This is a genomic window from Ruminococcus sp. AF17-12, assembly GCF_003479245.1.
Lineage (GTDB): Bacteria > Bacillota > Clostridia > Lachnospirales > Lachnospiraceae > Blautia_A > Blautia_A fusiformis.
Genome location: NZ_QUGY01000004.1, coordinates 255,009 through 281,959, shown reverse-complemented (window position 1 = coordinate 281,959; position 26,951 = coordinate 255,009). Strand labels below are relative to the sequence as shown.

Below are 26,951 nucleotides of genomic sequence, written 5' to 3'. Positions count from 1 at the left end.
ATCTAAAGATCTTCCCTCCCCCTGCATAGCAGGGGGTTTATTTTTACTGTCACACAAAAAAACGGCACCCGGCAGTTCCAACACTGCCAGACACCGGAACCAAAATACCCGTCAAACAGACATATACAATATATAATCAACATTCGCTATCTGCTCAACTCAATTACCACCAGAAAGTTCTCTCAGCAACTCAAGATCGCTGGCCTGCACTTTAATATTCGTAGTCAGCTTCTCACCCTCAGGGCTAATATACGTCACCTCAAGAATGCTCCCCTCACGAATCCCACGCCGGGAAACCGCACTACAAAATGCCGGAAACTTCGGATGATTCTGTTTAAATGTATTCCATGCATTCATAACCTTCATCATATTTCCAATATTTCCAATATTACCAATACCCATAACCAACACCAGCCTTTCCCTTACTATCATCTATGTTTTTTTATCTATTAACCCAAACACAGCCGCCGTACAAACCATACAGCGGCTGACCACATGATCCTATTCAAAATAACCTGCCAGAAACTCACAACCCTCTGATAAAAGAAATCGCATCCCGGATCCCAGCCACATAAACCAATTTAATTCCTTTAATACTCTCTGTAGCCGTCCGGTTCACCTCAGGAAGTATCACCGTCTCAAACCCAAGCTTTTTCGCTTCCTGCACACGCTGTCCGGCCATACTCACTGCACGAACCTCGCCACTCAGACCAATTTCACCAAACGCCATCACAGAATCCGGGATCACGATCTCCTTCGCACTGGAAATAATAGCAAGACAAATCCCCAGATCGATCGCCGGCTCTGTCATCTTCATGCCACCCGCAATATTCACATAAGCATCCGAAGCAGCAAGATGAACTCCCGCCTTCTTCTCCAGAACCGCCATCAAAAGATTCACACGATTAAAATCCGTACCAACTGCTGTTCTTCTCGGAATTCCAAAATTACTCTGACACACCAGAGCCTGGATCTCCACCAAAATCGGTCTCGTCCCCTCCATAGAACATGCAACAACAGACCCCGAAGCATTCTCCGGTCTTCCATTCAAAAGGAACTCAGAAGGATTCTTCACTTCTTCAAGTCCGGAATTCTGCATCTCAAAAACACCAATTTCATTGGTAGAACCAAAACGATTTTTCACCGCACGCAGGATCCGGTAAGAAGCATGCCTGTCTCCCTCAAAGTAAAGCACAGTATCTACCATATGCTCCAGTACACGAGGACCTGCCACATTTCCCTCCTTGGTCACATGACCCACGATAAAAATGGACACACCCATACCCTTAGCGATCTGCATCAGTACATTGGTAGATTCCCTCACCTGAGAAACACTTCCCGGTGCAGACGAAATATCTTCATGAAACATCGTCTGGATAGAATCCACAACAGCTACATCTGGTTTCGTCCGCTCAATGATCTCCCGGATATTTTCAAGATTCGTCTCACAGAGCAGTTTCAATTTATCATTAAACGTTCCAAGCCGATCTGCCCGGAGCTTGATCTGTCTGAGAGACTCCTCACCAGAAATATACAAAACAGAAATCCCCTGTGAAGATAAATTTCTGCACACCTGCAACAACAATGTAGACTTGCCAATACCAGGATCTCCACCTACCAAAACAAGGGAGCCGGGGACGATTCCGCCTCCCAGCACCCTGTCAAGTTCACCGATTCCGCAGCTCTGACGTTCATCTGAAGAAAGACTGATATCTTTCAGAACTACAGGCTCCGTTTTCTTTTGTGTAGTTTTAATACTCCCTGAGGAAGATTTTTTGGAAGAAACCGTTTCCTCCACAAAAGTATTCCATGCCTTGCATGCCGGGCACTGCCCCATCCACTTGGCTGATTCATACCCGCATTCCTGACAGAAATAAACCGTTTTTTTATTTTTTAGCATTTTACAATTTTAACTTCTGCTTTGGTGTTCGCATCCAGTTCAACACTGAAAGAAAGCTTGCCGCCCAGGTTTGTGGTCATTGTACCTGTACTTACATCATCAATAAATACCTGATACTCTGTCTCAGCTTCAAGTTCAACAGTAATCTGAGAATCCTCAAAGCCCTGAACCTCAAAACTCATTGCTGTTCCATCCTGCTGAAGATGGAACACACTGGTTCCCGGAACAGACTCATATACGAACATTCCATTACGCTCAAGTTTGGTGATCTCCTTATATGTTTTTACTTTATACATATCTCCCTGATACTGATAATCCGACAATTTGGATTTCTGATTTAATTCATAATCTCCAAAACTGATAGTCCCATTATCTTCTGTGCGGATCAATTCCTGTACCACTGCCATGATCTTATGTCCTCCTGAAATCTTTCGTTGTATAGTTTTAATTTTGTTAATTATAACTTATTTCTGTTTTTTTGGCTATAGAAAGTAATAAAATTCTTACGCTTTCTCCGCATCTTTTACTTCAAAGCAGATTTTCTTGTCTTTGACCTTCACCTGTACGGCATCACCGGCTTTGATCCGACCTTCAAGGATTTCTGTTGCCATCTCATCCTCAATCTTTGTCTGGATCGCACGACGCAACGGTCTTGCACCGTATTTACTGTCAAAGCCTGCATCTGCGATAAGATCTTTAGCTGCTCCGGTAACTTTCAGTATGATATCCAGCTGTTCCTGACAGCGTTTTTCCAGGTTTTTCAAAAGAATAGTAACGATCTTCCTGATATTTTCTTTATTCAGAGAATGGAATACCATGATCTCATCGATCCGGTTCAGAAATTCCGGTTTAAACATCCGCCGCACTTCTTCCATCACTCCGGACTTCATCCGTTCATAATCACGCTTTTCCGTATCTCCGGACATAAATCCAAGATGTTTCGGTTCCATGATCATCTGCGCACCTGCGTTGGAAGTCATGATAATGATCGTCTGCTTAAAATCCACTTTTCTGCCTTGAGCATCTGTAATATGACCATCATCAAGTACCTGCAGAAGAATATTAAACACATCCGGATGAGCCTTTTCAATCTCGTCAAAAAGAATGACACTGTATGGATTTCTGCGCACTTTTTCGCTGAGCTGTCCACCTTCTTCATAGCCTACATATCCGGGCGGCGATCCGATCATTTTAGAAACACTATGTTTTTCCATATATTCGGACATATCTACACGGATCATTGCCTGCTCACTTCCAAATACAGCTTCCGCCAGCGCTTTGGAAAGCTCCGTTTTTCCCACTCCGGTAGGTCCCAGGAATAAGAAAGAACCTATAGGCCTTGCGGGATCCTTTAATCCTACTCTTCCCCTTTTTACCGCACGGGCAACTGCAGAAACTGCCTCATCCTGTCCGATCACACGTTTTTTCAGAACCTTTTCCAAATTTGCAAGCCTACGGGATTCCCCCTCTGTCAGACGCTGTACAGGTATTTTTGTCCAGTCAGACACAATACCGGCAACTGCCTCTTCCTCAACTGTAAGTGGATTTTTCCGATTTTTCCGCTCCGCCTTTCTTCGGATCTTTTCCAATTCTGCTTCCGCCTCATTCTGCTTTGCCTGTGCTGCTTTTGCACCTTCAAGATCTGCATTTATGACTGCCTGTTCTTTTTGTTTCAGAATATCGTGGATCTCTCTTTCCAGTGCTTCTGCTTTCGGAGACGGACGATATCCCGCCAGTTGTACTTTCGACGCTGCCTCATCAATAATGTCAATGGCTTTATCCGGAAGAAACCGGTCATTGATATAACGAACGGACATTTTTACAGCCGCCTCAAGGGCCTCATCCAGAATCTCTACATCATGATGTTTTTCATAATATGGGCGCAACCCCTTCAGGATTTCAACAGCCTCCTCTTCTGTAGGCTCTTCCACGATGATAGGCTGAAAACGCCGTTCAAGCGCTGCATCCTTTTCAATGTATTTCCGATATTCTTCCAGTGTCGTTGCTCCGATCAGCTGGATCTCTCCACGGGAAAGAGACGGTTTCAGGATATTGGAAGCATCCAGTGCACCTTCCGCTCCACCTGCTCCGATGATCGTATGGATCTCATCAATAAAGAGCAATATTCCCTGCTGTTCGCTTACCTCATCGATCACATTTCGGATACGTTCTTCAAACTCACCGCGATATTTACTTCCTGCGACCATTCCGGAAAGATCCAGAACTACAACCCGCTTATCCTTCACAGTATCCGGTACCATTCCTGTGACGATCCGCTGTGCAAGTCCCTCTACGATAGCCGTTTTTCCTACTCCCGGCTCTCCAGTCAGGCAGGGATTGTTCTTTGTTCTTCTGCTCAGGATCTGGATCAGTCTGGCAATCTCTTTATCCCTTCCCACTACAGGATCCAGCTTACCTTCTTCTGCCATGGCCGTCAGATCTCGGCTATACTGATCCAGAGTTGGTGTTACACTGCTGTTTCTTCCCTTTGAAGCTTTTACAGCCTGGAATTCTTCCGCAATGGCATCGCTGTCCATTCCCATAGCTGTCAGCACTGCCGCATAAAGCTTCTGGATATTGGCACCCATTGTGTACAGCAGTCTGGTACCCACACAGTCTGTTTCTTTCAACATTGCCAGCAGAATATGTTCTGTCCCAACTTCCTCAAAACGCATGGATTCTGCTTCTGCATATGCACCCTCAAGAACTCTTCTGGTTCTCGGACTGAATCCCGGTTTCTGTGAAACAGCCGTATTTCCCGGCGGTGCGATCAGTTTATCGATCAGAGCCATCGCTTTATCAGCCTGGATCCCAAACTCCTCCAGAACTCTTCCTGCTGTGCCCTCCTTTTCTTCTACAAGCCCGACCAGCAGATGCTCCGTGCCGATATAACTATGTCCGCAGGAGCTGGCTGCCTCTTTTGCCAGAGCAAGAACATTCTCTGCCTGTTTTGTATATCGTTCCTGCATGATGTCTCCTCCTATCTGTCTGTGTCATACTCGTCAAAAATCTCGTCCACCAGCTGATGGACTTCTTCTCTTGTTACATTTTTACAGCATCCCCATGCCATTGCTACTGTCAGATTCTGTTTCATTTCTTCCAGTGCTCTGACCTTATCTGCATCTATGGAGATCACCGCTCCCTTTCGCCTGTCAATAGTCACAAAGCCTTCCTGACGAAGCAGCGCATATGCCTTATTCACAGTATGCATATTGATTCCTGCAATGCTTGCAAGCTGCCGTACAGAAGGCAGAGTATCCCCTTCATGAAGCCTTGATGTAGCGATCCCCATTATGATCTGATTGGTGATCTGCATATAGATTGCCTCATCACTGTTAAAATCGATTTCTATCACCATAGGGTAATCTCTCCTCTACAACAGCAAAAGGCTGCACAGTTTCATCCTGGCAGCCTGCTGTGATTTTTGTTTTTATTTACTGATCCCTGCAATCTTCTCTATCTGTTCTTTGTTAAGAACCAGATTAAATCCCATTGGATTTACCACATAAGCGTTTGCCTGCGGAATCATCAGGCTCGGAAGTTTGTCTATAGTCACTTTCGCAACACGGAGATTCTTGCCTCTTCCAAATTTCTCAAATTCCATAACATCTGTAAACACAGGCTGCATGATCTTATCCTCTTTATTTTTCAGATACGGAATATGGAGCTTTCCATCTTCTTCCTGCTCTGCATTGATCGCGATCAGGAATTCTGCCTTACGCAGGTTTGCTATCAGCTCTTCTTCCAACTCACGGATATTCTTATGCTCTTCCTGTTTTACCGGGCGACGCAATTCCTGCATAAAATAGATTCCGGAAAGTTCAAGAGACGGGTTCAGAAGCGGTCTCTTTGACGGCTCGATCTTACTCATATCTCTCTGGTTTGCGATCTTTCCGATCTCAATCTCGATCTTCTCTTCTCCGTCGATCCAGATCACACTGTTCACTCCGATCGCGTACAGCGTACCATACAGTCTTGGATAGTCTTTTTTCTCATATTTCATGCCCATAAGAAGGATCTTATCCTCAAGGAGCTGTTTACCATATTCTTTGATCTCTTCTTCTGTGGCAAAAATCCTTGCCTGGTCATTAAATGTTTCTTCATCACAGGTCACATATGGAAGTCTGGTTGCCTGTGAATATGCAACAAATACTTCCTCCCTGTTTCTGAGCTCATGGATTGCTTCTTCTACACTGATTCCCATTTTTCTGTCCTCTCTGCCTCATCACTTGGATGCGACACCTCATCAAGGAAAATGGTTGGTTCCTGTTGTGCCCTGTCAGCATCCAGCTTTTCATGTTCGTAACTACTCACTGTGTTTCATAGTTGTTACTATTGTACAATGAAATCCCTGTTTTCGTCAAGCTGTGCCTGTGAAAAATGACCAACTTAAGCCTCGTCGATAGCTTTTCCGATATCGTGACGCATATACTTATTTGCAAAGCTGATCCACTCTGTAGCAGCATATGCATTCTTTCTGGCTTCTTTTAATGTCTCTCCTTTGGCAGTGATGCCAAGAACACGCCCACCGTTTGTAACGATCTCTCCATCTTTAAATTTGGTTCCCGCATGGAAACAGTAGTATCCGTCTTTGTCCTTAAAATTCTCAAATCCATGGATCGGGATACCTTTTTCGTATTTTACCGGATATCCATCACTTGCAAGAACAACACAAACTGCTGCATTGTCCTCAAATTTCAGATCGATCTGATCAAGTTTGCCGTCTACACAGGCTTCCATTACTTCAATGATATCATTCTCCATACGCGGAAGAACAACCTGTGCCTCCGGATCCCCAAATCTTGCATTATATTCCAGAACCTTCGGGCCATCTGCAGTAAGCATCAGTCCGAAGAAAATGATTCCCTTAAACGGACGTCCCTCTGCTGCCATGGCATCTACTGTTTTCTGATAAACATATTTCTTACAGAATTCATCTACTTCCGGAGTATAGAACGGACTTGGAGAAAATGTTCCCATTCCGCCTGTATTCAGTCCCTGATCCCCATCCTTCGCACGCTTGTGATCCTGTGCGGATGTCATGGTACGGATCGTCTTTCCATCTACAAAAGAAAGTACGGAAACCTCACGGCCAGTCATAAATTCTTCAATTACCATGGTATTTCCGGCATTTCCGAATTTTTTGTCTTCCATGATCTCTTTTACGCCAGCTTCTGCCTCTGCAAGATCCTGGCAGATCAGAACACCTTTTCCAAGAGCAAGGCCATCTGCCTTCAAAACGATCGGGAATTTTGCCTCGGTCCTTAAATATTCCAGAGCTTTTTCCGGATCATCAAAATTCTCATAAGCAGCTGTAGGAATGTCGTATTTTTTCATAAGATCCTTGGAAAAAGCCTTGGAGCCTTCCAGAATAGCAGCATTTTTGCGCGGTCCGAACACACGCAGTCCCTCTGCCTCAAATACATCTACGATTCCGCCCACAAGAGGATCATCCATTCCCACAATAGTAAGATCGATCTCTTTTTCTTTGGCAAAGGCTGCCAGTTTTTCAAATTCCATTGCTCCGATATCTGCACATTCCGCATACTCTGCGATTCCTGCATTTCCAGGTGCACAGTAGATCTTGTCAACTTTCGGGCTTTTTGCAACACTCCATGCAATTGCATGTTCTCTTCCGCCGCTTCCTACGATTAATACTTTCATCTGTTTACTCCTTTGTTTCATCTGTCTGCTGATTACTTTAAAGAAACAATTCCATCTGTCACTGTGATCTTGTCATTGGCGATAAGATTGATTGCTTCCGGAAGGATCTTCCACTCTGCTTTTTCCATTACACGTCTCTGAAGCTCCTTGGATGTATCTCCGTCTTTTACCTTTACTGCTTTCTGAAGAATGATCGGACCTGTATCCGTTCCGGCATCTACGAAATGAACCGTAGCGCCTGTTACTTTCACTCCTCTTGCGAGAACTGCATCATGAACCTTAAGTCCATAAAAACCTTTTCCACAGAAAGACGGGATCAGGGATGGATGGATATTGATGATTTTGTTGGGATATGCTTCCACCATCATCGGAGGGATCGCAACCAAGTATCCTGCAAGAACAATCAGATCTACCTCTTTTTCCTGAAGCTTCGCCAGTAATGCTTTATGGAAAGCTTCTCGGTCCGGATAGTCTTTCGGTGCGATGCATACCGCCTCTATATCATGCTTTCTGGCTCTTTCCAGAGCATAAGCGGAGGCATTATTACTGATCACAATATCCACTTTTGCATTTGTGATCTCTCCTGCATCAATAGCATCCAGGATCGCCTGAAGATTCGTTCCCCCACCGGAAACAAGAACACCGATCTTTAACATAAGGTCACTCCCTTTTCTCCCTCTTCAATGGATCCTACCACATATGGCTTATCGCCGGTTTTGCGGATAGCTTCCATTGTTTTGTCAACATCTGCAGGATCTACTGCCAGGATCATTCCAAGACCCATATTATATGTATTATACATCATATGCTCATCAATATTTCCTTTTTCAGCAAGGAGCTTGAAGATCGGAAGTACCGGATAGCTGTCTTTTTTGACAACAGCTCTGGTTCCCTCTTTCAGCATACGCGGGATATTCTCATAAAATCCACCACCTGTGATATGGCTGCATGCATGGATCTTCACGCCAGACTCTCGGATGCTCTTCAGCGCTTTTACATAGATTCTGGTCGGTGCGATCAGTGCCTCTCCCAGAGTTGTTCCAAGCTCTTCATAATAAGTATCCAGAGACTCTTTTGTCATGTCAAATACTTTACGTACAAGAGAAAATCCATTACTGTGAACTCCTGTGGAAGCCATACCGATCAGGACATCTCCTGGTTTCAGGGCCTCTCCTGTAAGAAGATCTTTTTTGTCAACGACTCCTACTGCAAATCCGGCAAGGTCGTACTCATCTTCCGGCATAAGTCCAGGATGCTCTGCTGTCTCACCACCGATCAGAGCTGCCTCAGACTGTACACAGCCCTCTGCAACACCTTTTACGATCTCTGCGATCTTTTCCGGATAATTTTTGCCGCAAGCAATGTAGTCCAGGAAAAACAATGGCTCGCCGCCTGCACATGCAATATCATTTACACACATGGCTACAGCATCGATTCCGATGGTATCATGCTTGTCCATAACCATGGCTACCTTAACCTTGGTTCCACATCCGTCTGTTCCGGAAACCAGAGTAGGCTCTTCCATATCTTTGAATTTCTCCATGGAAAATGCACCTGAGAATCCACCGATTCCTCCAAGTACCTCCGGTCTCATTGTCTTGGCAATGTGCTTTTTCATCAGCTCTACTGATTTGTATCCTGCCTCAATATCTACGCCTGAAGTCTTGTAATCCATAATGTCCTCCTTATGACAACACCTTTTTATTTTTATGGTAAAAGATTTATTTAGTAATTTTTGTATCCAACTTCCTGAAGCCTTGCGTCTTTCTTCTCAACCTGCTCCTTCAGATCCTGACTGTAGGCTTTCAGTCTGGAAAGAAGCTCTGCGTCGGAAGTTGCAAGGATCTTGGCAGCAAGAAGTCCCGCATTGGCGCCACCATTGATCGCTACTGTAGCAACCGGGATACCGCTTGGCATCTGTACGATTGAGTAAAGGGAATCTCTTCCTCCCAGAGAGGTTGTATGCATCGGAATACCGATCACCGGCATCGGAAAGATCGCTGCGCACATTCCCGGAAGATGAGCTGCCATTCCTGCGCCTGCGATGATAACTTTGAAGCCTTTTTCTTCTGCTGTCTTTGCATACTCGAAAAATACATCCGGTTCTCTGTGTGCGGAAATGATCTTCATTTCATAATCAATCCCCAGTTTCTCCAGGATATCTGCTGCTTTGCTCATAACCGGCATATCTGAATCACTACCCATTACAATTCCTACTTTTGCCATTGTGTTCTCCTTTCATGGTACACTAACTGAATATTAGCCTGTGTCCTTTGACTATTGTTATGGTTATTCTACGTATATTCTCACTTTCTGTCAATACGATCGGAAAAACTGTAAATTTACTAATTAACTTATATTATTATTTAATGGAAGATTCTCAAAAGGACGGTTCAATTCCTCTGTTCCGGGAAGAACAAACCTTCCGTTTTCGATAATGGAGATCATTTCTCCCTCATCATCGATCACCCGGATACTTCCAAGCTCATCATAAGGTATCGTAATATCTGTATGACAGCCATAATAAGCAAGGCTTACGTCATCCTTTCGCATCTCGGAAATCTCATTATCCCTGGCGATGATTTCTTTTCCATCCGGATTATATACCGGTGTATCCTCTGCCCAGCTGTAACAGGTATCGCCCACAGCAAAATGCGGTCCCATTTTTTCTGCGATCAGGATCGGAAGCTTATCCGCAATTCCGTATTTCAGCGCCGCCACATAAGCTGTGGTATTTGTACCGATGGCAAACTCTCCCATGGGGATCTTCGGATGGTGGTGGAGGATATTATCTTCAATATATTTCCGGTTCTCTTCTTCGGTTTTAAAATTCGAGCAGGTGTAATCAATAACCTGGCCGCAGTCAAATACCAGCTTCAGATCCCGGAACTGAAGACCGTTCAGATATACTTTTTTCACATGAAGGATTCCGCCTGTGCCTGCCAGCTGCGGAGATGTAAAGACTTCGCCCACCGGAATGTTCACATCTGCCACACAGTTCTCAAAATTCGTCTGTTTCTTCGGATCTGTCAGTTCATGAAGATGAATCAGAAGATCCGTCTCATTGTCTCCACGTCCTTTGACTTCCACCCACTCACAGGTATCCAGGGTATTGATGATCGTCTGCTGGATTTCCTGATAGAGATGGTAATCCAATGTATTGATCTTTACGATCTCACGGAAAATTTCCTCATAATTTCCACCAATCTCAGGAACCGGATATGCAATGATCGTAAAACTTCTCTCATCACCTTTGATGTATCGGTTTACGATCTGTCCGGATTCATTGTCAAGTTCTGTCTGAAGCTTCTGCTGTGTCTCGCTTAATGCATAAGCTTCCGGTTTACTTATCGGAGAGAAAGGATTTTCTCCAAATGTATCAATGCAGGCCGGACCGCCATGTACTTCTGCCAGTTCTCTGTACTTCTCATAGGAGGTCTGCATAGCACGAAGTTTTCGCTGAACAAAATCCCCATCCAGGAACAATGCACTGTCCTGACGATGATCGTAATCGTACTGCGGATTGGCAACGCCGCCTGTATAGCCTACTCTCACGGCGCCTCTCTTATTTACCACATGCGTTGCATGGCGATAGATCACCGGCTTCAGACCCATTTTTTCAAACTGGAGGATCGCTGCTTTTACCATCCGTTCAAAACCAAGACTATATCGGATATTTACTGTTTTCTTTTTTGTGATATCCTTCCGTCCGGTGATAAATCCGATCCGATAGCCTTCTGTATAGGTAGAAGCCATCTTATCGATCTCTTCCTGAGAAAGGGAGTTCAGAAACTCTGCAACTCCTGTTTCATTCTCTGAAACAAACTCGCCATAGCGATACAGATATCTCAGATCCGAAAGATCCGAATTCATGATGATATCTGCTGCAAAGTCAAGCTCCGGATCTACACCTTCCCGTATCCTCTGCTCCATCATATCCTGGCAGTAATCATTTACATAGGAACGGAGAATCCCCTCCACTGTTGCCGCCTCCGGAAGTTCTTCCTCACAAAATGCAGAATATACTTCCAGAAACAGTTCCATGGATACAGTCATATCCCGCAGCCTTTTCTCATGAGCATAAGCTACAGTTCCTGCGATCTCTGCATACAGAAAACTGAAGGCTTTTCCATATTCTCCCATCTGCTGTACTGCATACGCCGGATTTCCATAGCTGCTTTCATAATTTTCCGGGAGGATATCCTGATAAAAGCAATGATTTCTCTCTTTCAACGCCTCCATCGTAAGCTCTGCTGCGCTCTCATCCATCACATCTGCTGCCATGGAAAGAAACTTTGCCCTGTTTCTGAAAAAATCTCCAAACGGTTTTTTTACGGTTTCTTCTGTTATGATCTCACGGATCCGTTCCTTCGCAAGTCCATAACGTTCTTTCATGCATTCTTCCAAGACTTCATCTCCCATCTTTTTCATCATCGATCACATGCCCCAGGGCAATGTGTTTGTCAACGAGTTCTTTCATATATTCCCAGATCACTTCAGAACCCTCTCCTGTTTTCCGGTTTCTCTTATAAATCTGACTTTTCTTCACCTGATGCTCTTCCCAGCTTTTTCCGTTGGAAGCATCATTTAGAAACAATGGCTGACAATTATCTAGCACATGGGCAAATTTCGCCTCCGGGGTTTCGTAAGCCTCAAACTCCTCCCATAATGCTTTTAACCACTGTCCCTGATCTTCCGGCAATAGTCCATAGATCCGTTCTGCTGCCTGCTTCTCCCTGTATTCCTTGGTTGTCGCTCCTTTTTCATCATATGCATAGGTATCACCTGCATCAATCTCTACCAGATCATGCGCCAGTACCATAGGAATCACTTTCGAAAGATCCACTTCCTCATTGGAATATTCCTTTAAAAGCACTGCCATCAACGCCAGATGCCAGGAATGCTCCGCATCATTCTCTTTCCGCTTTCCGTCTGCAAGATATGTCTGACGGAAAATATTCTTGACTTTATCTATCTCCATAATAAAGTCCAGCTGTTTTTTTAAGCGTTCTTTTTTATCCATCTGTTATACCCCCGATAAAAAAAGTCCCAGCCAGATAACCAGGATCACTCCGTTCAAAATAGACCCGACCATGCTCGTCCTGTGTTTCCGGTTTTCTTCCGAAAAGCTGGAAAGCCCCAGTGTAAAGCCATATGCAGAAAGCAGCATGGCAAAAAGCCCGGTTCCGCCGATCAGGCCCCCGAGCTTTCCATCAAAAAAGAGTGCAAGCACAACTGCCGCGATAAACAGCACGAGGGAAGCCGCCGCAAGTCCTACAGACCATTTTCCCTTGGAAGCTTCTCTTTTTTTTGCAAATGCATATCTATATCTTCTTGCCATTAATTTTTCTCCTAATCCTGTCGCAGACTGCATAAATCCCATATCCAAGCGCTGCGCCCAGAGTATTCAATATCATATCATCCACATCAAAGCAGCCAACTTTTGTAAGCAGCTGGATCACTTCTATCGTCAGACTGATAAAAAAGCCGGATAATATGATAAAAAAGCCATTTCGCATTTTTCCGGTTATTACCGGAAGAATAAATCCGTATGGCACAAATCCCAGCACATTTCCAAAAACATTTGTGAAAAGCGCAAATGTACCCACTATTTTTCGATAAGTCCAGAAACGCCTGATCTCCACAAACGGAACAAGATTGTAACGGTATTCTCTTTCTGCATCCGCCACTCTTCCGTATCCTTCGGAAAAGAACAGAAGATACACAAGAACAAGAACATACAATACAAAAAAAGCTGTCCCGAGTTTTTTTACTCTGCGTTTTGTCCCTTTTTCCAATATTCTCCCCTGCTTAAATAGTCCGAAAAGCCACACGGAACAACGTGCGGCTTTTCAGATCATATTAGATTAATATCTCTGATTTTCTTCTGAGCAGTCTCGCACCGTTCACGATCATCAGAATTCCTGTGACAAGTCCCGTCACCAGAACGACAATACCGAGTGCAAGGCTTCCCGCCCCGCTGCTCGCCATAGTTTTATAAATTTTTTCATTCATAAGGCTGCGTCCTCCCAGTAAAAGCGGACCTTCGGAATCCGCCGCTCTTTTATGACCTTTTATAACAATATTATTCTGCGCCGTACTGGTCATAATATGCATCAATGGCAGCTTTCAGCTTATCATCGATCACAACACGGCCTTTGTATTCTTTGTTGTAGAGATGCTCAACAACCTCCGCCATAGTTACAATAGCTGTAGTCTGAAGGCCGTAGGTTTCCTCGATCTCTTTGAGCGCACTCTTTGTTCCCTGGCCGCGTTCCATACGGTCAACAGAAACCACAAGACCTATCGGATTTACATCTCCCTGCGCTTTGATGATCGGAAGTGTTTCTTTAATGGATGTTCCTGCAGTCGTAACATCCTCAATGATCACTACCTTATCCCCATCCTGGATCGGGCTGCCAAGAAGAATTCCTTTATCTCCGTGGTCTTTCACTTCCTTACGGTTGGAACAGTAACGGATATCCTTTCCGTACATTTCACTGATCTCCATAGTTGCTGCTACAGAAAGCGGAATTCCTTTGTATGCCGGTCCAAACAGCACATCAAAATCCAGTCCGAATTTGCTTTCTATCGCTTTTGCATAATACTGTCCCAGCTTGCGAAGCTGCGCACCGGTACGGTAAAATCCTGTATTTACAAAAAATGGTGTCTTTCTTCCTGATTTCGTAGTAAAATCTCCAAATTTCAGGACATTACAGTCAATCATAAATTCAATAAATTCCTGCTTATACTGTTCCATTTATCTAATCCTCCATGTTTTTCATATATACGACAAACCCAGGATCCACACTCTGCTGCAATCCCAGTGTAAAATCCCTTTATTTATCCTGTTAATTCTAACATATGAACAACAGAATTGCAAATACGGCAATCCTCCGTTATTTCACTACTCCGATCAGCTCATTGATGTCTTCCACTTTCTGTTTTTCAAGAAATGCCTGAATACCATCTGCGATCTCCACAGTAGCATAAGGGTTAAAAAAGTTTGCAGTTCCCACAGACACTGCAGTAGCACCTGCCATAATAAATTCCAGGGCATCCTCAGCAGTTGCGATTCCTCCCATACCGATGATAGGAAGGGATACTGCATTTGCCACCTGATATACCATACGGACAGCTACCGGTTTTACTGCAGGACCGGACATTCCACCAGTTTTATTTGCCAGTGCAAATGTACGTCTGTTGATATCGATCTTCATTCCTGTCAGGGTATTGATAAGAGAAAGAACATCCGCGCCGCCAGCTTCTGCTGCTTTCGCCATCTCGGTAATATCGGTTACATTTGGGCTCAGCTTCATGATCACCGGCTGTTTTGCATATTTCTTTACTTCTTTTGTGATCTCTTCAAGAGCTTTCGGATTCTGACCGAAGGCAATTCCGCCTTCCTTGACATTCGGGCAGGAAACATTAATCTCCAGCATATCCACAGGCTCATTTCCAAGGCGTTCTACAACCTCACAGTAATCCTTTGCAGATTTTCCACAGACATTGACGATGATCTTTGTATCATATTTTTTAAGGAACGGAATATCTCTTTCACAGAAAACATCAATCCCCGGATTCTGAAGACCAATGGCATTGAGCATTCCGGATGCTGTCTCTGTCACTCTCGGTGTAGGATTTCCCGGCCACGGTACATTTGCCACACCTTTTGTCACAACTGCGCCAAGTCTGTTCAGATCCACAAATTCACTGTATTCCGCTCCGGAACCAAATGTTCCGGACGCTGTCATCACCGGATTCTTAAGTTCTACGCCGGCAAGATTTACATTCATTCTGCTCATAGCTCTACCTCCGTGCTCAGGAATACAGGTCCGTCTTTACATACTCTCTTGTTATGGACATGAGAATGAGAATCCACATCTTTGGATTTGCACACACAGGCAAGACACGCGCCTACGCCACAGGCCATACGCTCTTCCATGGAGATCCAGCACGGAATTCCTTTTTCAAGGGCATATGCCTTGATGGCACGGAGCATCGGGGCAGGTCCGCAGGCAAAGATCGCATCTGCCTCAAGATCGTTCTCACGGATGGCATCCATAACATTTCCCTTTGTTCCTGCAGAGCCGTCTTCTGTTGCCACATAGACATCTCCATAAGCTTCAAATTCCTTATTTAAAAACAGCTCATCTCTGTATCCGAGAACCATGATCTTTTCTGCGTCCAGCTGTTTAGCAGTTTCCAGCATTGGCGGGATTCCGATTCCTCCACCCATGAGAAACACTTTTTTGCCTTTTACTGCATCCAGCGGAAAACCATTTCCCAGAGGTCCCATAGTCTCAATGGGGACCCCTGCATGAAGTCTGGAAAATTCCTCCGTACCGGTTCCTTTTCCTGTAACGCGATATACCAGTCTCAGTTTTCCTTCTGCTTTATCGATCTCACAGAGACTGATGGGTCTTGGCAGAAGCTTACCGCCATTGCGGCTGTAAAGTGATACAAACTGTCCCGGCACTGCATTTTTTCCAATCTCACCTGCATCCAGCCACATACTGTAAATATCTGTACCAATACATTCCTGGCTGAGTATCTTACAGGGCTTTTTTGTTTTTTTACTTTCTGATGTACTCATAAAATGCCTCCTGTATTATCTGTTCTCCAGCGCACCGCTGATATCCGCGATCATATCTTTTACTGCCGCTCTGGAAGCATCTGCGTAATTTTCAGCGCCAAACTCTTTATATTTCTCCTGCTTATATGCAGCGATGATTCCTCTGGAAGAGTTTACGATAGCACCAAGTCCGTCCTCATTAAAGAAATGGACAAGATCTGCGCCCTTTCCACCCTGAGCACCATATCCGGGAACAAGGATAAATGTCTTCGGCATGATCTTTCTTAATACCTTTCCCATTTCCGGATAGGTCGCACCTACAACAGCACCAACATAACTATATCCATCACCCATAAGCTCATCGCCCCATTGTGCAACCTTCTCACCTACCAGCTCATAGAGCGGGCGACCGTCGATGACACGATCCTGGAACTCACCACTTGATGGATTGGAAGTTTTGACCAGAACAAAGATACCCTTTTTCTCTTCCTTACATACATCCATAAAGGGTTTCACACCATCAGAACCAAGGTATGGATTGACCGTTGCAAAATCCTCATCAAAACCTGCATATTTTTTTGAGCCTACCTGAACCTGTCCCAGGTGACCAACTGCATATGCTGCAGATGTGGAACCGATATCACCTCTTTTGATATCACCGATCACAACCAGATCTTTGGCTTTACAATACTCAACCGTTTTCTTGTATGCGATCAGTCCCGGGATACCAAACTGCTCATACATGGCGATCTGTGGTTTCACTGCCGGGATCAGATCACAGGTCGCATCCACGATCCCTTTGTTATACTGCCAGATTGCTTCTGCAGCGCCCTCCAGAGTCTCTCCAAACTCTGCAAAAGCCTTCTTCTGGATATGCTCCGGAATATAATTCAGCATAGGATCCAGTCCTACAACGATTGGTGCATTTGTTTTGCGGATATTGCTGATCAGTTTGTTAATCATGATTCTTTCTCCTCCTGGTTTTTAAATACAATTTTTCCGTCACAGATGGTATAAAGCACTTTTCCCTTTACTTTCCAGCCATCAAACGGTGTGTTATGTCCTTTGGAAACAAATTTATTTTTATCGATAGCATACTCCTGCTCCGTATCCACGATGATCACATCTGCCGGATGGCCTTTCTGGAGAGTTCCTCTGTCAAGCCCGAGGATTTTCGCCGGGTTCAGGCACATCTTCTCAACCATCTGTTTCAGTGTGATCACATCTTTTTCCACCAGCTCTGTATAGGTGAGCGGAAGGCTTGTTTCCAGACCTACGATCCCAAATGGTGCATTCTTCATAGAACCTGTTTTTTCCTGTGCACTGTGCGGTGCATGGTCCGTGCTGATCACCTCGATGGTACCGTCCTTCAGGCCCTGTTTCAGCGCTTCCACATCCTTCGGTGTACGGAGCGGCGGATTCATCTTGTAATTCGGGTCATCTGTTTTAATATCATCGGATGAAAGGATAAAATGGTGCGGGCATACTTCAGCTGTGATATTGTCGTATCCTTTCTCTTTTACGATCTTCATCATCTGAGCATCCCCATAAGTGGAACAGTGGCAGAGATGAAGATGGACTCCTGTCTCCAGCGCCAGAATGATATCTCTGGCTGTAATGGTATCTTCCACTGCATTGCAGATTCCGGGAAGCCCCAGTCTTTTGGCGTTCTCATCCTCATTCATGCATCCATCTCCACGCAGATCGATATCTTCACAATGGTCAAAAAACGGCACGCCACATTCTGCTGCGATCCTCATTGCTTCTTTACAAAGTGCTGTATTCATCACAGATTTTCCATCCTCGGACACTGCCGGGATCCCTGCTTTCACCATTCCGGCAATATCTGCAAGTTCAGTCCCCTTTTCTCCCATGGTGGCTGCACCTGCCTGAAGTACATGAATACCGGAAACCTGCGCCGCCTTGTTATGTACATAGTTTACCCGGTCCGGATTATCAATAGTGGGAGTTGTATTTGGCATAGCAACTACAGTTGTCACACCACCACGTGCTGCCGCAGCAGCACCACTCTTGATATCTTCCTTATGTGTCTGGCCCGGATCACGAAAATGGACATGAAGGTCGATAATTCCCGGCATGACCAGCTTTCCTTTCGCATCGATCACACGGTCGCCGTCTTTCTTTTTTAGCTTCTGGCCTATTTCCGCAATGATTCCGTCTTCCAGATAAATATCGCCTGTTTTATCCGTATCTGTAGCCGCATCCACAATCCGGCCTCCTCGAATCAGAATCCCCATTTCTGTTCTCCTCTCATCCTGTATTTTCAAAGCAGATCCTTCAATCCGCTTGTATTCTCCTATATCATACACGAAATCTCTCTATTTATAAAGATTTTTTTTACAAAGCAATTTCGCCCCTTTTTACACCCCGGAATTGTTGGAATTTTCTCCTTGACATTTCAAAACACGGGTTATATAATCAGAGCATGGCAAAATATTTAATGTAAAATCACTAGTTTTTAGAGATTATATTTACATGAATATAGTCTGTAAAATCTGGTGATTTTTTATTATCATCAGAAGGCTATTTTAATTTTTTTTATTTTTATGGAGGTAACACAAAATGAACAAGGGAACTGTAAAATGGTTCAACGCAGAAAAAGGTTATGGTTTTATCACAGGTGAGGACGGACAGGATGTATTCGTACACTTCTCCGCTATCAACGGTGAAGGCTTCAAATCTCTTGAAGAAGGACAGGCTGTATCCTACGACTTAACAGAAGGCGCTCGCGGAATGCAGGCTGCTAACGTTACAAAGTTATAATTCTATAACCATAAAAAACGTATAAGTCAAAACGGGGCTGCTTTATAGCAGACCCGTTTTTTATTGCATTATATTTATCCTGTATATAAAAATCCCCGGGATGCTTCAACACATCCCGGGAACCCATCATTTCATATGTGTTTTCTATTCCGCACTGTCTGAAGATAATCCGGAAATATAATCTGTCAATGCAGAAGTATCCATCACAGTATCCACCTTCACACTGGCTTCCTTCGCCTGGATCTTGGCATATGCGGAATATCCGATCCAGCCTACAAGCAGAACCGCGATGAGGATCCATGCCGCCATCTCAAGTACAAATTCGGCGCGTTCCTTCTTCAGGGCACTGTTTCGCGAGTATTTGTTGTTTTTATATTTGTCAACTTTCTTCTGGCTCATTGTCTTTCTCCTTTGCCGCTTCAGTACTTCGTTCATTATAGCACACTTGTTTTCAAAAGAAAAGCGGCAACTCCCTGAAGAAATGTGATAATTTTCTGAACTGGAGATTTTCTCTGATCAGACTGCTACGATAACGCCGCCATCGTTGGCATACATACTGCTGACACCGGCAGTATCCATAACTACGATCTTTGCTGGGTGCAGTTTCTCACGGATAGCCTCCTCCAGCATCTTCGCTCTTTCCGGACAGTTGCAATGAGTGATGGCAACTGTCTTTTCCGGGATGTTGATCCCCTTCTCTCCAATGTGATCCACCATTTTTACGATTGCTTTATTCATGCCTCTGGCCTGATCCAGCTGACAGATCGTTCCTTCCGGAGTAGCTCCCATAACCGGCTTGATCTTCAGTGCACTGGCCACCAGAGCTTTCACTCTGCCCAAACGTCCGTTCTTGCGCAGAGTTTCCAGATTCTCCAACACAAAAAATGTGTTCATCTCTTCAATATATTTCTCTACTTCACTTACTACTTCTTCAAAAGAAAGTCCCTTTTCTTCACACTCCACGATTTTCATGGCAATCAGACTCTGACCACCGGATGCAGATTTGGAATTAAATACATGAACCTTTTTCTCCGGCTGCTCTTCCAGGAACAGGTTTTTTCCAAGAATCGCACTGTTATAGGAACCACTCAATTCTGCCGATAGCGTCACCGCATAAATGTGTTCCGCATCACACTCATATGCCTTCATATAGCGTTCCGGAGAAGGGCATGCAGACTTGGGGCATTCCGGGCAGGCCACAACCTTCTTTAAAAAATCTTTCTGATCGAAATTCTCATCATCTATAATATTCTCACCGCCCACCGTCAGCGTCAGTGGTATGGATTCAATCCTGCCGTCATTTTTCCATTCATCTAAAAGCTCCCCACAGCTATCTATCGCAATCTTATAGCTCAATTATATCGTCCTCTTTTCCATTATATGTAGTATTCAATACCACATCTATCGTATCACATAAACAGATATTTGAAAAGAGTTTTTTAAAAAGTCTGTCCTTTTTTCTTTATCTGAGATATAATGTCTACACGCGATCACATAAAAGAAAGGAAGTGCGGCATGCTTGCATTAAAGATCACAGATATCCGGGATTTCACAAACAAACTTTTTATAGGAGAAGTATTTGACAAATTCTGTCTGTCCGAAGCGACTGTGACTACTTTTAATACTTTTACCATTGATGGCAGGCTTCAGAAAGATTTTTTTGATACAGACAGCATGAACAGACTCACAGAACACGGCCGGACACATTCTCTCTGGAAGGACATCAGACCTTTCTGCTGGTCTGTGATCCGCGGTAAGCGTACGCCCTTAAGCTTCAGGATCGTGCTGCATTTAAGTCGGAGTGGAGTTGAAGCTGCAATGAGAAATACAGATTTCGGAATTTCCTCCGAACAGATAGACGGACTATTCTTAAATCTTCAATTTAAAAATAACAGCCTTCTTTGTACTACCGGAACCTCTCTTAAAACATTCTCTATGGATAAACGCCCGGAGCAGCTCTGGGATGATATGATCCTGAGCTTTCTGTCCAGGAATCAGATTCTTTTTGAAAGGCTATAGTCAATTCTCTTCTTCTATTTCCCTCAGGTAATACGCAAGCATATCAATAAATTCACTGTTGGTAGGCTTGTATTCCAGAGGATATCCTGCAATCTCATCCAGCAGTTTTTTATTTCCTTCCCAACACACATTTACCATTGTTCTGATATCATGCTCAATATTGGTAGGTGTTGATCTGTACTTCCGCGCCAGGCATGGATAAATGTCCTTTGTGATCCGCAATGGTTTATACTGATACCCCATGGAAATCTTTACCGCTTCCGCAACGAAAAAATATCCTTTGTATTTCGAATTTGCACCAAGTCTTCTGATCAATCCATACACCTTTTTCATACATTTGTTCCTCCATTTCATTTTTTTCTCTTTTTAAAAGCACTCCCTTATGTATAATACGACAGTTATCTATATTTTTCGCTTTCTTCTGAAAATTTATTTTATACATATTAGATACTAATTTAAATTTTTAGTCATATTTTACAGGTTATTTTTATTTAATATCTATTATTTTATTTAAAATTCCTATAATTGTGTTAAAGATACACATATTGTTATAAAAAAAGCAAAGGCTTCGCCCCATTACGGGCAAAGCCTTTCGATCATTTTATATGTCGTTTTATTTTGTAAGGACCATAAGGATATCGTTGCTTCTCTTTACAAATTTTGTCATTTCTTCAGGAGAAAGCTGTTTATGGCTCATCATTGCAAGATCATAAAGCTGTTCACAGATCACCGGAACATACTCTGATCCCTGATTTTCTGCTATAAATCTTACAAGAGGATGATTTGCGTTCAGTACAAGTACTTCCTGACCACCTAACATATTCGGATCCATTCCATACATATTGTACATTTTCATCATATCCTGCATACGGCGGCTCTCCTCAGGAAGAGTGATCATCGCTGCAGTTCCCTCATTTTTCAGCTTCTCTACTTTTACTTCAAGTTTATCCTTGCCAAGATTCTTACGGAACACCTCAGTAAGTGTCTTGACTGTTGCTTCATCCGCTTTTCCGTCTTCACGAAGCTCTTCTGTCAGATCTGCATCAATTCTCTTGAACTGGATCGTCTGATCCTGCTGTTCAAGATGGGAAATAAACTGTGAATCGATCACATGCTTCAGCAGTACAGCATCTTTACCCGCTTCACGGAACATATTAATGTACTGGCTCTGCTGTACCTCATCGGTCACATAATAGATCACCGTTTTTTCCGGTTCCTCATTCTGGGATCCTTCAGAAGCTTTCTCCTCTGTCTTCTCCTCTTCAGCTGCTTTTGTTTCTTCTTTTTTATTTTCCTCAATGCAGTCTTTCAGGGTAAGATATTTGCCATCCAGATTCTTAAAGAGGATATAATCGTTCATCTTCTCACCAAATTTCGCATCCTTGATGCATCCAAATTTGATAAACGGGCTGATATCATCCCAGTACTTCTCATAAGACTCTCTGTCTGTCTTGCACATTCCGGTGAGCTTATCTGCTACTTTCTTGGTGATGTATTCAGAAATCTTTTTCACAAAACCATCATTCTGCAGTGCAGAACGGGAAACATTCAATGGAAGATCCGGGCAGTCGATCACACCTTTCAGAAGAAGAAGGAATTCCGGGATCACCTCTTTGATGTTATCTGCAATAAATACCTGATTATTATAAAGCTTGATGGTTCCCTCAATGGAATCATACTCTGTCCTGATCTTCGGGAAATACAGGATACCCTTCAGATTGAACGGATAGTCCATGTTCAGATGGATCCAGAACAGTGGCTCCTTGTAATCCATAAATACCTTACGGTAAAATTCTTTATACTCTTCATCCGTGCACTCATTTGGATGCTTCATCCAGAGCGGCTGTGTATCGCTTAAGGATACCGGCCGTTTATTGATCTTTACTTTATCTTTGGCAGGAGAAACTTCCACAACTTCTTTCTCGCCTTTATCATTCTCCTTTTCCTCTGTCTTGGCATCCTCATGGATATGTTCAACTACCACATCATCTTCACGGAGATCTGCCTCATCGATGGTTTCATACTCTTGTTCAGCATTTGCTTTGGAAAGATAGATATTTACCGGCATGAAAGAACAGTATTTCTCAATAACCTCTCTCATACGATATTCATTGGCAAACTCCAGGCTTTCCTCATTGAGGAAAAGAGTGATCTCTGTTCCCGGTTCTGTTTTGTTTCCGTCTGCCATCTCATACTCCGTACCACCGTCACAGGTCCAATGTACCGGTGTGGAACCCTCCTTGTAAGAGAGAGTATCGATATGAACTTCATCTGCAACCATAAATGCAGAATAAAATCCAAGTCCGAAATGACCGATCATCTGATCATCCGTTGTTTTATCCTTATATTTCTCAAGAAACTCTGTGGCACCGGAAAAAGCGATCTGTGTGATATATTCCTCTACTTCATCTGCTGTCATACCAATACCGTTATCGATAAACTTCAAAGTTTTCTGATCCGGATCAACGATAACATTTACAGCCGGTTTGTAACCTTCCGGGAATGTATAATCTCCCATAACTTCCAGCTTTCTCAGTTTGGTGATCGCATCGCATCCGTTGGAGATCATCTCTCTTACAAAAATATCATGGTCGGAATATAACCATTTCTTGATGATCGGAAAAATATTTTCACTGTTGATTGATAAACTGCCATGTTTTGCTGACATATATGTCACTCTCCTTTTGTTTTTATTTTTATTTCTGATGTTCCGACAGAGCCGGAAACCTGTTGTTTTTTTCAATAAATATATACTAATACGACTTTTTACAAAAGTCAAGAAAAATTTAGCACTCATCATTGCAGAGTGCTAGTAACAGCATGCAAAACGGATCTCTATGTGCCAAAAAATCCCTCCGTACATTTTTTTGTACGGAGGGTGCTGTAAAACTATCTTCTACATTCTGTTCTTATTTTTTCTTTCTACGATATACAAGGATTCCTCCAATACATACCACAGCCACGATCAAAATGATCACAAATGTCATGATCGGTGTACTGTCTCCCGTCTGCACTGCAGATTTCTGATTTGTCTGTGTCACTGCCGGACTCGGAGTCGCAGTAAGAACTGCTGCCTGTGATACCGTAAAAGTAACCGTACTTTCTGACTGTGTACCGGTATCCTTCCAGCTGGAGCCGTCGTATTTCTGCTGTCCAAAGGTAACTTTCAGAGTATATTTTCCCGGCTTGCTGACACGGAATGTTGCAGTATAAGGCTCTCCATCCCAGGTACGGGTCTCTGTGATCTTCCAGCTCTTCGGCTGATATCTGGTATCTCCCTTACGCGGGTTTGTATTATCCATTCCTGCACCAGCTGCTGTAAAGGTGATCTTTGTATTGGTATCATACTTGCCATTGGAATCAATGCCTGTGATCTTATTGTCCGATGCAGCGGCTTCCGTGCCCTGATATCCATTTACTGTAATACTTACTGCGATCACTGTACTGATCTTGTTGGGATTCTTAACCCCCTCCGGAAGAATGACGGTACCTTTTACATTAAATATCTGACGTTCTGCAGAAGACGGATCATAAGAAGATCCCTTAACATCCCATTTAACAGATGCCTTCTGCTCTCCCTTTGTTGTAGTGATCTTTACTGTTCCCGGAAGCTTCAGGGCTTTCTGGGTTTTCTGGGTTCCATTGGGTAGATCTTTGATATCGGATGGCTTTTTGATGCCTGTAAGGTTATTCGCCTTCTTACCGTTATCTGTTTTTTTCTTTGTAACGCTGAAATGGACATTTACATAAGCTTCCACATTTGCATCATTGGCGATCACAATGTCTTCCAGATATTCCCCCTGTGAAAGTCCGCTGACCGGCTGTACGCTAAAGGTTGCATTATCTCCTGCTTCCAGCTCTGTGGCGGAAAGTGTACCAATTGTATATGCATTTGATGAAGGCTGTTTCAGAACGATCTTTGTATTTCCGGTGTTGGTAACTGTAACTGTCTTCGCATCAGGAAGTTCCTTATAGCCTTCCTCTTTGGTTCCAAACTCCAGACTGTCTGTTACCGAAAGACCGGGATTGGGTTCCGGTTCCGAAACTGTAAATTCCAGCCGGACTTCAGCCAGTGTGTTTCCGGTATTCTGATCTGTCACAGAAATCGTATCGCTGTGATCTCCGGCCTGAAGACCGGTCTTGGGCTGTACGGTAAAGATTGCCGCCTTATCTCCGGGATTGAGCACTTCCGCAGAAAGCTCTCCCACCTCATAATCCTCCGGAGCAGAAAGCTGGATCCGGATAGCCTCTGTACCTGTATTCTCTACGGTTACAGGCTGTGCATCCGGCGCAGTCTCATAGCCCTGTTCCAGTGTTCCAAACTTCAGAGGACCTTCCGGTTTCACTGTTGCAGTAACTGTTTTTGGTGTTTCTGTCTTTACCATAACCGAAGCCGTCACTGTAGCAGATGCTTCCGTGCTTTCATCAGAAGCAAATACAAGCTCTTCCACGTATGGATCATCTTTTGCAGAGAGTCCAAGCTTAGGCTGTACGGTAAAGGTCTGCTCTCCTCCCTGCGCCAACTGGATATTTCCGCTACTCTCCACTTCACTGACCGGCGCAATATCAAAAAACTTCGACTCAGGCTGTACTAACGTCACAGCTTCTGTACCTTCGTTTTTGATCGTGACTGTACTTGTTGTTTCTACCTTTTCATAACCGGCAGTCAGATCATCAAAAGGCAGTTCTGTCGGATCCGCAATTAGCTTGTATATTTTTTCCGCTGCAGGGTCCGATGTTTCCCCGGGATCTGTCTGCTCATTATTTTCATGATCTTCGACTTTTTTATTTTCCGGTTCTTTTACTGTAAAGTCCGCTTCAAAGAAGACATCGGCACCTTCTTCTGCCTGATACGTGATCAGATCTTTGTATTCTCCAGCCTTCAGACCTTCTCGTGGTTTTACCCACACAGCAACACTTTCACCACTCTTTAATGGCGCATCGTTAATATCCGCAGCCATGAAATTCTCCGGGGCGATCTCTTTAAAATTAAGATCTCCGGTTCCGTTATTTGTGATAGTAACCATCTGTGCTTCCGGAATTTCCGTATATCCCTCTTCCACGGAACCAAAATCCAGAATTCCACTTCCATCTTCCGTGTATGCAGATGCCGAATATGTCGGTTCCTCATTTTTTTCGGAAGCATCTGCTGCTGTATCTGCGGAATCCGGTGTCTCTGTCTGACTATCTCCAGATGTATCTGCCTCATCGGCATTCTGAGGCCCTGACTGTTCTCCGTTTACTTCTATAACAGAGTTTTCAGCAGGCTCCTGGGTATCTGCAGGTTCCTGTACATCTGTATTTTCCTGTACATGTGTATTCTCCTGCGCATCCGCAGACTCCGTTTCTTCTGCCGGCTCTATGGTTTCCTCAGGCTGAGCACTATCAGGCTCCTCTGACGTTCCAGCTTCTGTATCCGGCGTGTTCTCTGAAGACTCCGAAGCTTCACTTTCCTCCGCATCCGGATCTTCTCCTGCTGCTTTGGCTTCTTCCTTTTTCTTTTCTGCCAGTGCTTTGGCTTCCTCCTCTGTTTCGGAAACCTCCTGGGTCGTCACCGTAAGCTCACCACTGACTCCCGTCTCTTCTTTTCCGGTGATCTTCAGAACGATCGGAAGACCCAGATCTTTTTCATCGATTTTATAAGTCTTGTCAGTTCCTACCTCTGTAAGAAGGTCTCCGTCTTTTAATGACCAGGAAAAACTCACATTATCATCTGTGATCCCCTCCGGCTTGACCTTTGAGTAATCTGCACTTAAGGTAGACCCGATCGCAAGTGTTCCTTTGACCTTCAGCTTTCCATCAAGATTTCCAGATGGAGCTGCAGTGGCAAATACCATCGATGGAAGCAGCGTTACCATCATAAGCACAGCCATGACGACTGCCAGCACTCTGCTTTTTTTCATATCCCATCCTCCTTTACATCATTTTATTTTCCCCACATTTACCCTTTCTACGCAGGGCTTTCTTTTTGCTGATGCAAGTTTATCATATTTAATTTTCAGAGGTGTA

At 44.0% G+C, this 26,951-nt stretch carries 27 protein-coding genes; 2 read left to right on the top strand and 25 right to left on the bottom strand.

The features are described 5' to 3' along the window. Positions 1-159 precede the first annotated feature (159 nt). The 20 genes from DWW77_RS06465 to DWW77_RS06375 all read right to left on the bottom strand — a co-directional run bounded on the left by DWW77_RS06465 (position 160) and on the right by DWW77_RS06375 (position 18,397). Positions 160-402: a hypothetical protein gene (locus DWW77_RS06465; RefSeq protein WP_015525915.1), complete on the bottom strand. Its 243-nt coding sequence runs from the start codon at positions 400-402 to the stop codon at positions 160-162. Between the two features lie 124 nt (positions 403-526). After that, positions 527-1,900 carry a DNA repair protein RadA gene (gene radA / locus DWW77_RS06460; protein ID WP_021650957.1) on the bottom strand — a complete coding sequence of 458 codons (1,374 nt, stop codon included), beginning with the start codon at positions 1,898-1,900 and terminating at the stop codon, positions 527-529. Beyond that, positions 1,894-2,307: a hypothetical protein gene (locus DWW77_RS06455; protein ID WP_015525913.1), complete on the bottom strand. Its 414-nt coding sequence runs from the start codon at positions 2,305-2,307 to the stop codon at positions 1,894-1,896. Before DWW77_RS06455 ends, radA begins: the two co-directional genes overlap by 7 nt. Before the next feature lie 96 nt (positions 2,308-2,403). Then, the gene (locus DWW77_RS06450) at positions 2,404-4,869 is read right to left on the bottom strand and encodes an ATP-dependent Clp protease ATP-binding subunit (protein ID WP_118608303.1); all 2,466 of its coding nucleotides are present in this window, start codon (positions 4,867-4,869) and stop codon (positions 2,404-2,406) included. Between the two features lie 11 nt (positions 4,870-4,880). After that, positions 4,881-5,258, bottom strand: a complete 378-nt coding sequence (locus DWW77_RS06445) for a GntR family transcriptional regulator (protein WP_015525911.1) — start codon at positions 5,256-5,258, stop codon at positions 4,881-4,883. A gap of 72 nt (positions 5,259-5,330) precedes the next feature. Then, positions 5,331-6,104 (bottom strand): SseB family protein, encoded by a 774-nt coding sequence (locus DWW77_RS06440; protein WP_015525910.1) that lies wholly within the window; start codon positions 6,102-6,104, stop codon positions 5,331-5,333. A gap of 185 nt (positions 6,105-6,289) precedes the next feature. After that, positions 6,290-7,564 carry a phosphoribosylamine--glycine ligase gene (gene purD / locus DWW77_RS06435; protein ID WP_022426209.1) on the bottom strand — a complete coding sequence of 425 codons (1,275 nt, stop codon included), beginning with the start codon at positions 7,562-7,564 and terminating at the stop codon, positions 6,290-6,292. Positions 7,565-7,596: 32 nt separating this feature from the next. Further along, positions 7,597-8,220, bottom strand: a complete 624-nt coding sequence (gene purN, locus DWW77_RS06430; protein WP_015525907.1) for a phosphoribosylglycinamide formyltransferase — start codon at positions 8,218-8,220, stop codon at positions 7,597-7,599. Further along, positions 8,214-9,239, bottom strand: coding sequence for a phosphoribosylformylglycinamidine cyclo-ligase (gene purM / locus DWW77_RS06425; RefSeq protein ID WP_015525906.1), 1,026 nt, complete (start codon positions 9,237-9,239; stop codon positions 8,214-8,216). Before purM ends, purN begins: the two co-directional genes overlap by 7 nt. A 50-nt stretch (positions 9,240-9,289) precedes the next feature. Further along, on the bottom strand, positions 9,290-9,790 hold the full coding sequence (gene purE, locus DWW77_RS06420) for a 5-(carboxyamino)imidazole ribonucleotide mutase (RefSeq protein WP_015525905.1): 501 nt from the start codon (positions 9,788-9,790) through the stop codon (positions 9,290-9,292). Positions 9,791-9,913: 123 nt separating this feature from the next. Then, positions 9,914-11,998, bottom strand: a complete 2,085-nt coding sequence (locus tag DWW77_RS06415) for an aminopeptidase (protein ID WP_173740060.1) — start codon at positions 11,996-11,998, stop codon at positions 9,914-9,916. Continuing rightward, on the bottom strand, positions 11,976-12,587 hold the full coding sequence (locus tag DWW77_RS06410) for an HD domain-containing protein (RefSeq protein ID WP_021650961.1): 612 nt from the start codon (positions 12,585-12,587) through the stop codon (positions 11,976-11,978). Before DWW77_RS06410 ends, DWW77_RS06415 begins: the two co-directional genes overlap by 23 nt. Before the next feature lie 3 nt (positions 12,588-12,590). Beyond that, positions 12,591-12,905 (bottom strand): hypothetical protein, encoded by a 315-nt coding sequence (locus tag DWW77_RS06405; protein WP_015525901.1) that lies wholly within the window; start codon positions 12,903-12,905, stop codon positions 12,591-12,593. Next, a complete protein-coding gene (locus tag DWW77_RS06400; protein ID WP_022426214.1) occupies positions 12,889-13,362 on the bottom strand; it encodes a VanZ family protein in 474 nt (157 codons plus the stop codon). The genes DWW77_RS06405 and DWW77_RS06400 overlap by 17 nt, the downstream gene beginning before the upstream one ends. Positions 13,363-13,426: 64 nt before the next feature. Continuing rightward, positions 13,427-13,579 (bottom strand): hypothetical protein, encoded by a 153-nt coding sequence (locus DWW77_RS17985; protein WP_022426215.1) that lies wholly within the window; start codon positions 13,577-13,579, stop codon positions 13,427-13,429. A gap of 70 nt (positions 13,580-13,649) precedes the next feature. Further along, positions 13,650-14,324 (bottom strand): orotate phosphoribosyltransferase, encoded by a 675-nt coding sequence (pyrE, locus tag DWW77_RS06395; protein ID WP_015525899.1) that lies wholly within the window; start codon positions 14,322-14,324, stop codon positions 13,650-13,652. Between the two features lie 139 nt (positions 14,325-14,463). Beyond that, entirely contained in the window at positions 14,464-15,369 is a 906-nt protein-coding gene (locus tag DWW77_RS06390) for a dihydroorotate dehydrogenase (protein ID WP_015525898.1), read from the bottom strand. Next, positions 15,366-16,160, bottom strand: a complete 795-nt coding sequence (locus DWW77_RS06385; RefSeq protein ID WP_021650964.1) for a dihydroorotate dehydrogenase electron transfer subunit — start codon at positions 16,158-16,160, stop codon at positions 15,366-15,368. Before DWW77_RS06385 ends, DWW77_RS06390 begins: the two co-directional genes overlap by 4 nt. 15 nt (positions 16,161-16,175) lie before the next feature. After that, complete coding sequence (pyrF, locus tag DWW77_RS06380) at positions 16,176-17,102, bottom strand: orotidine-5'-phosphate decarboxylase (protein ID WP_059085168.1); 927 nt, start codon at positions 17,100-17,102, stop codon at positions 16,176-16,178. Then, positions 17,099-18,397, bottom strand: coding sequence for a dihydroorotase (locus DWW77_RS06375; RefSeq protein WP_022426216.1), 1,299 nt, complete (start codon positions 18,395-18,397; stop codon positions 17,099-17,101). Before DWW77_RS06375 ends, pyrF begins: the two co-directional genes overlap by 4 nt. A 325-nt stretch (positions 18,398-18,722) precedes the next feature. Between DWW77_RS06375 and DWW77_RS06370 the strand changes: the two genes are divergently transcribed. Continuing rightward, positions 18,723-18,923, top strand: a complete 201-nt coding sequence (locus DWW77_RS06370; RefSeq protein ID WP_015525894.1) for a cold-shock protein — start codon at positions 18,723-18,725, stop codon at positions 18,921-18,923. A 144-nt stretch (positions 18,924-19,067) separates the two neighbouring features. Here the strand turns inward: DWW77_RS06370 and DWW77_RS06365 are convergent, their stop codons facing one another. Together DWW77_RS06365 and DWW77_RS06360 are read right to left on the bottom strand one after the other, a co-directional pair. Next, positions 19,068-19,322: a hypothetical protein gene (locus DWW77_RS06365; RefSeq protein ID WP_015525893.1), complete on the bottom strand. Its 255-nt coding sequence runs from the start codon at positions 19,320-19,322 to the stop codon at positions 19,068-19,070. A 117-nt stretch (positions 19,323-19,439) separates the two neighbouring features. Further along, the gene (locus DWW77_RS06360; RefSeq protein ID WP_118608302.1) at positions 19,440-20,279 is read right to left on the bottom strand and encodes a DegV family protein; all 840 of its coding nucleotides are present in this window, start codon (positions 20,277-20,279) and stop codon (positions 19,440-19,442) included. Positions 20,280-20,438: 159 nt separating this feature from the next. Between DWW77_RS06360 and DWW77_RS06355 the strand changes: the two genes are divergently transcribed. Beyond that, complete coding sequence (locus DWW77_RS06355; RefSeq protein ID WP_022426217.1) at positions 20,439-20,942, top strand: DUF5721 family protein; 504 nt, start codon at positions 20,439-20,441, stop codon at positions 20,940-20,942. On the opposite strand, the gene DWW77_RS06350 is transcribed toward DWW77_RS06355, so the two are convergent. The 3 genes from DWW77_RS06350 to DWW77_RS18260 all read right to left on the bottom strand — a co-directional run bounded on the left by DWW77_RS06350 (position 20,943) and on the right by DWW77_RS18260 (position 26,845). Further along, positions 20,943-21,275: a sporulation initiation factor Spo0A C-terminal domain-containing protein gene (locus tag DWW77_RS06350; protein WP_022426218.1), complete on the bottom strand. Its 333-nt coding sequence runs from the start codon at positions 21,273-21,275 to the stop codon at positions 20,943-20,945. Positions 21,276-21,555: 280 nt separating this feature from the next. Further along, on the bottom strand, positions 21,556-23,610 hold the full coding sequence (htpG, locus tag DWW77_RS06345) for a molecular chaperone HtpG (RefSeq protein WP_118608301.1): 2,055 nt from the start codon (positions 23,608-23,610) through the stop codon (positions 21,556-21,558). Positions 23,611-23,851: 241 nt separating this feature from the next. After that, a complete protein-coding gene (locus DWW77_RS18260) occupies positions 23,852-26,845 on the bottom strand; it encodes an LPXTG cell wall anchor domain-containing protein (RefSeq protein WP_286187994.1) in 2,994 nt (997 codons plus the stop codon). Positions 26,846-26,951 lie beyond the last annotated feature (106 nt).

What these genes read in the sequence shown, in the direction of transcription:
- DWW77_RS06465 (WP_015525915.1), bottom strand. Translation starts at nt 402, where the DNA reads ATGGGTATTGGTAATATTGGAAATATTGGAAATATGATGAAGGTTATG.
- radA (WP_021650957.1), bottom strand. Translation starts at nt 1,900, where the DNA reads ATGCTAAAAAATAAAAAAACGGTTTATTTCTGTCAGGAATGCGGGTAT.
- DWW77_RS06455 (WP_015525913.1), bottom strand. Translation starts at nt 2,307, where the DNA reads ATGGCAGTGGTACAGGAATTGATCCGCACAGAAGATAATGGGACTATC.
- DWW77_RS06450 (WP_118608303.1), bottom strand. Translation starts at nt 4,869, where the DNA reads ATGCAGGAACGATATACAAAACAGGCAGAGAATGTTCTTGCTCTGGCA.
- DWW77_RS06445 (WP_015525911.1), bottom strand. Translation starts at nt 5,258, where the DNA reads ATGGTGATAGAAATCGATTTTAACAGTGATGAGGCAATCTATATGCAG.
- DWW77_RS06440 (WP_015525910.1), bottom strand. Translation starts at nt 6,104, where the DNA reads ATGGGAATCAGTGTAGAAGAAGCAATCCATGAGCTCAGAAACAGGGAG.
- purD (WP_022426209.1), bottom strand. Translation starts at nt 7,564, where the DNA reads ATGAAAGTATTAATCGTAGGAAGCGGCGGAAGAGAACATGCAATTGCA.
- purN (WP_015525907.1), bottom strand. Translation starts at nt 8,220, where the DNA reads ATGTTAAAGATCGGTGTTCTTGTTTCCGGTGGGGGAACGAATCTTCAG.
- purM (WP_015525906.1), bottom strand. Translation starts at nt 9,239, where the DNA reads ATGGATTACAAGACTTCAGGCGTAGATATTGAGGCAGGATACAAATCA.
- purE (WP_015525905.1), bottom strand. Translation starts at nt 9,790, where the DNA reads ATGGCAAAAGTAGGAATTGTAATGGGTAGTGATTCAGATATGCCGGTT.
- DWW77_RS06415 (WP_173740060.1), bottom strand. Translation starts at nt 11,998, where the DNA reads ATGATGAAAAAGATGGGAGATGAAGTCTTGGAAGAATGCATGAAAGAA.
- DWW77_RS06410 (WP_021650961.1), bottom strand. Translation starts at nt 12,587, where the DNA reads ATGGATAAAAAAGAACGCTTAAAAAAACAGCTGGACTTTATTATGGAG.
- DWW77_RS06405 (WP_015525901.1), bottom strand. Translation starts at nt 12,905, where the DNA reads ATGGCAAGAAGATATAGATATGCATTTGCAAAAAAAAGAGAAGCTTCC.
- DWW77_RS17985 (WP_022426215.1), bottom strand. Translation starts at nt 13,579, where the DNA reads ATGAATGAAAAAATTTATAAAACTATGGCGAGCAGCGGGGCGGGAAGC.
- pyrE (WP_015525899.1), bottom strand. Translation starts at nt 14,324, where the DNA reads ATGGAACAGTATAAGCAGGAATTTATTGAATTTATGATTGACTGTAAT.
- DWW77_RS06390 (WP_015525898.1), bottom strand. Translation starts at nt 15,369, where the DNA reads ATGAGCAGAATGAATGTAAATCTTGCCGGCGTAGAACTTAAGAATCCG.
- DWW77_RS06385 (WP_021650964.1), bottom strand. Translation starts at nt 16,160, where the DNA reads ATGAGTACATCAGAAAGTAAAAAAACAAAAAAGCCCTGTAAGATACTC.
- pyrF (WP_059085168.1), bottom strand. Translation starts at nt 17,102, where the DNA reads ATGATTAACAAACTGATCAGCAATATCCGCAAAACAAATGCACCAATC.
- DWW77_RS06375 (WP_022426216.1), bottom strand. Translation starts at nt 18,397, where the DNA reads ATGGGGATTCTGATTCGAGGAGGCCGGATTGTGGATGCGGCTACAGAT.
- DWW77_RS06370 (WP_015525894.1), top strand. Translation starts at nt 18,723, where the DNA reads ATGAACAAGGGAACTGTAAAATGGTTCAACGCAGAAAAAGGTTATGGT.
- DWW77_RS06365 (WP_015525893.1), bottom strand. Translation starts at nt 19,322, where the DNA reads ATGAGCCAGAAGAAAGTTGACAAATATAAAAACAACAAATACTCGCGA.
- DWW77_RS06355 (WP_022426217.1), top strand. Translation starts at nt 20,439, where the DNA reads ATGCTTGCATTAAAGATCACAGATATCCGGGATTTCACAAACAAACTT.
- DWW77_RS06350 (WP_022426218.1), bottom strand. Translation starts at nt 21,275, where the DNA reads ATGAAAAAGGTGTATGGATTGATCAGAAGACTTGGTGCAAATTCGAAA.
- htpG (WP_118608301.1), bottom strand. Translation starts at nt 23,610, where the DNA reads ATGTCAGCAAAACATGGCAGTTTATCAATCAACAGTGAAAATATTTTT.
- DWW77_RS18260 (WP_286187994.1), bottom strand. Translation starts at nt 26,845, where the DNA reads ATGAAAAAAAGCAGAGTGCTGGCAGTCGTCATGGCTGTGCTTATGATG.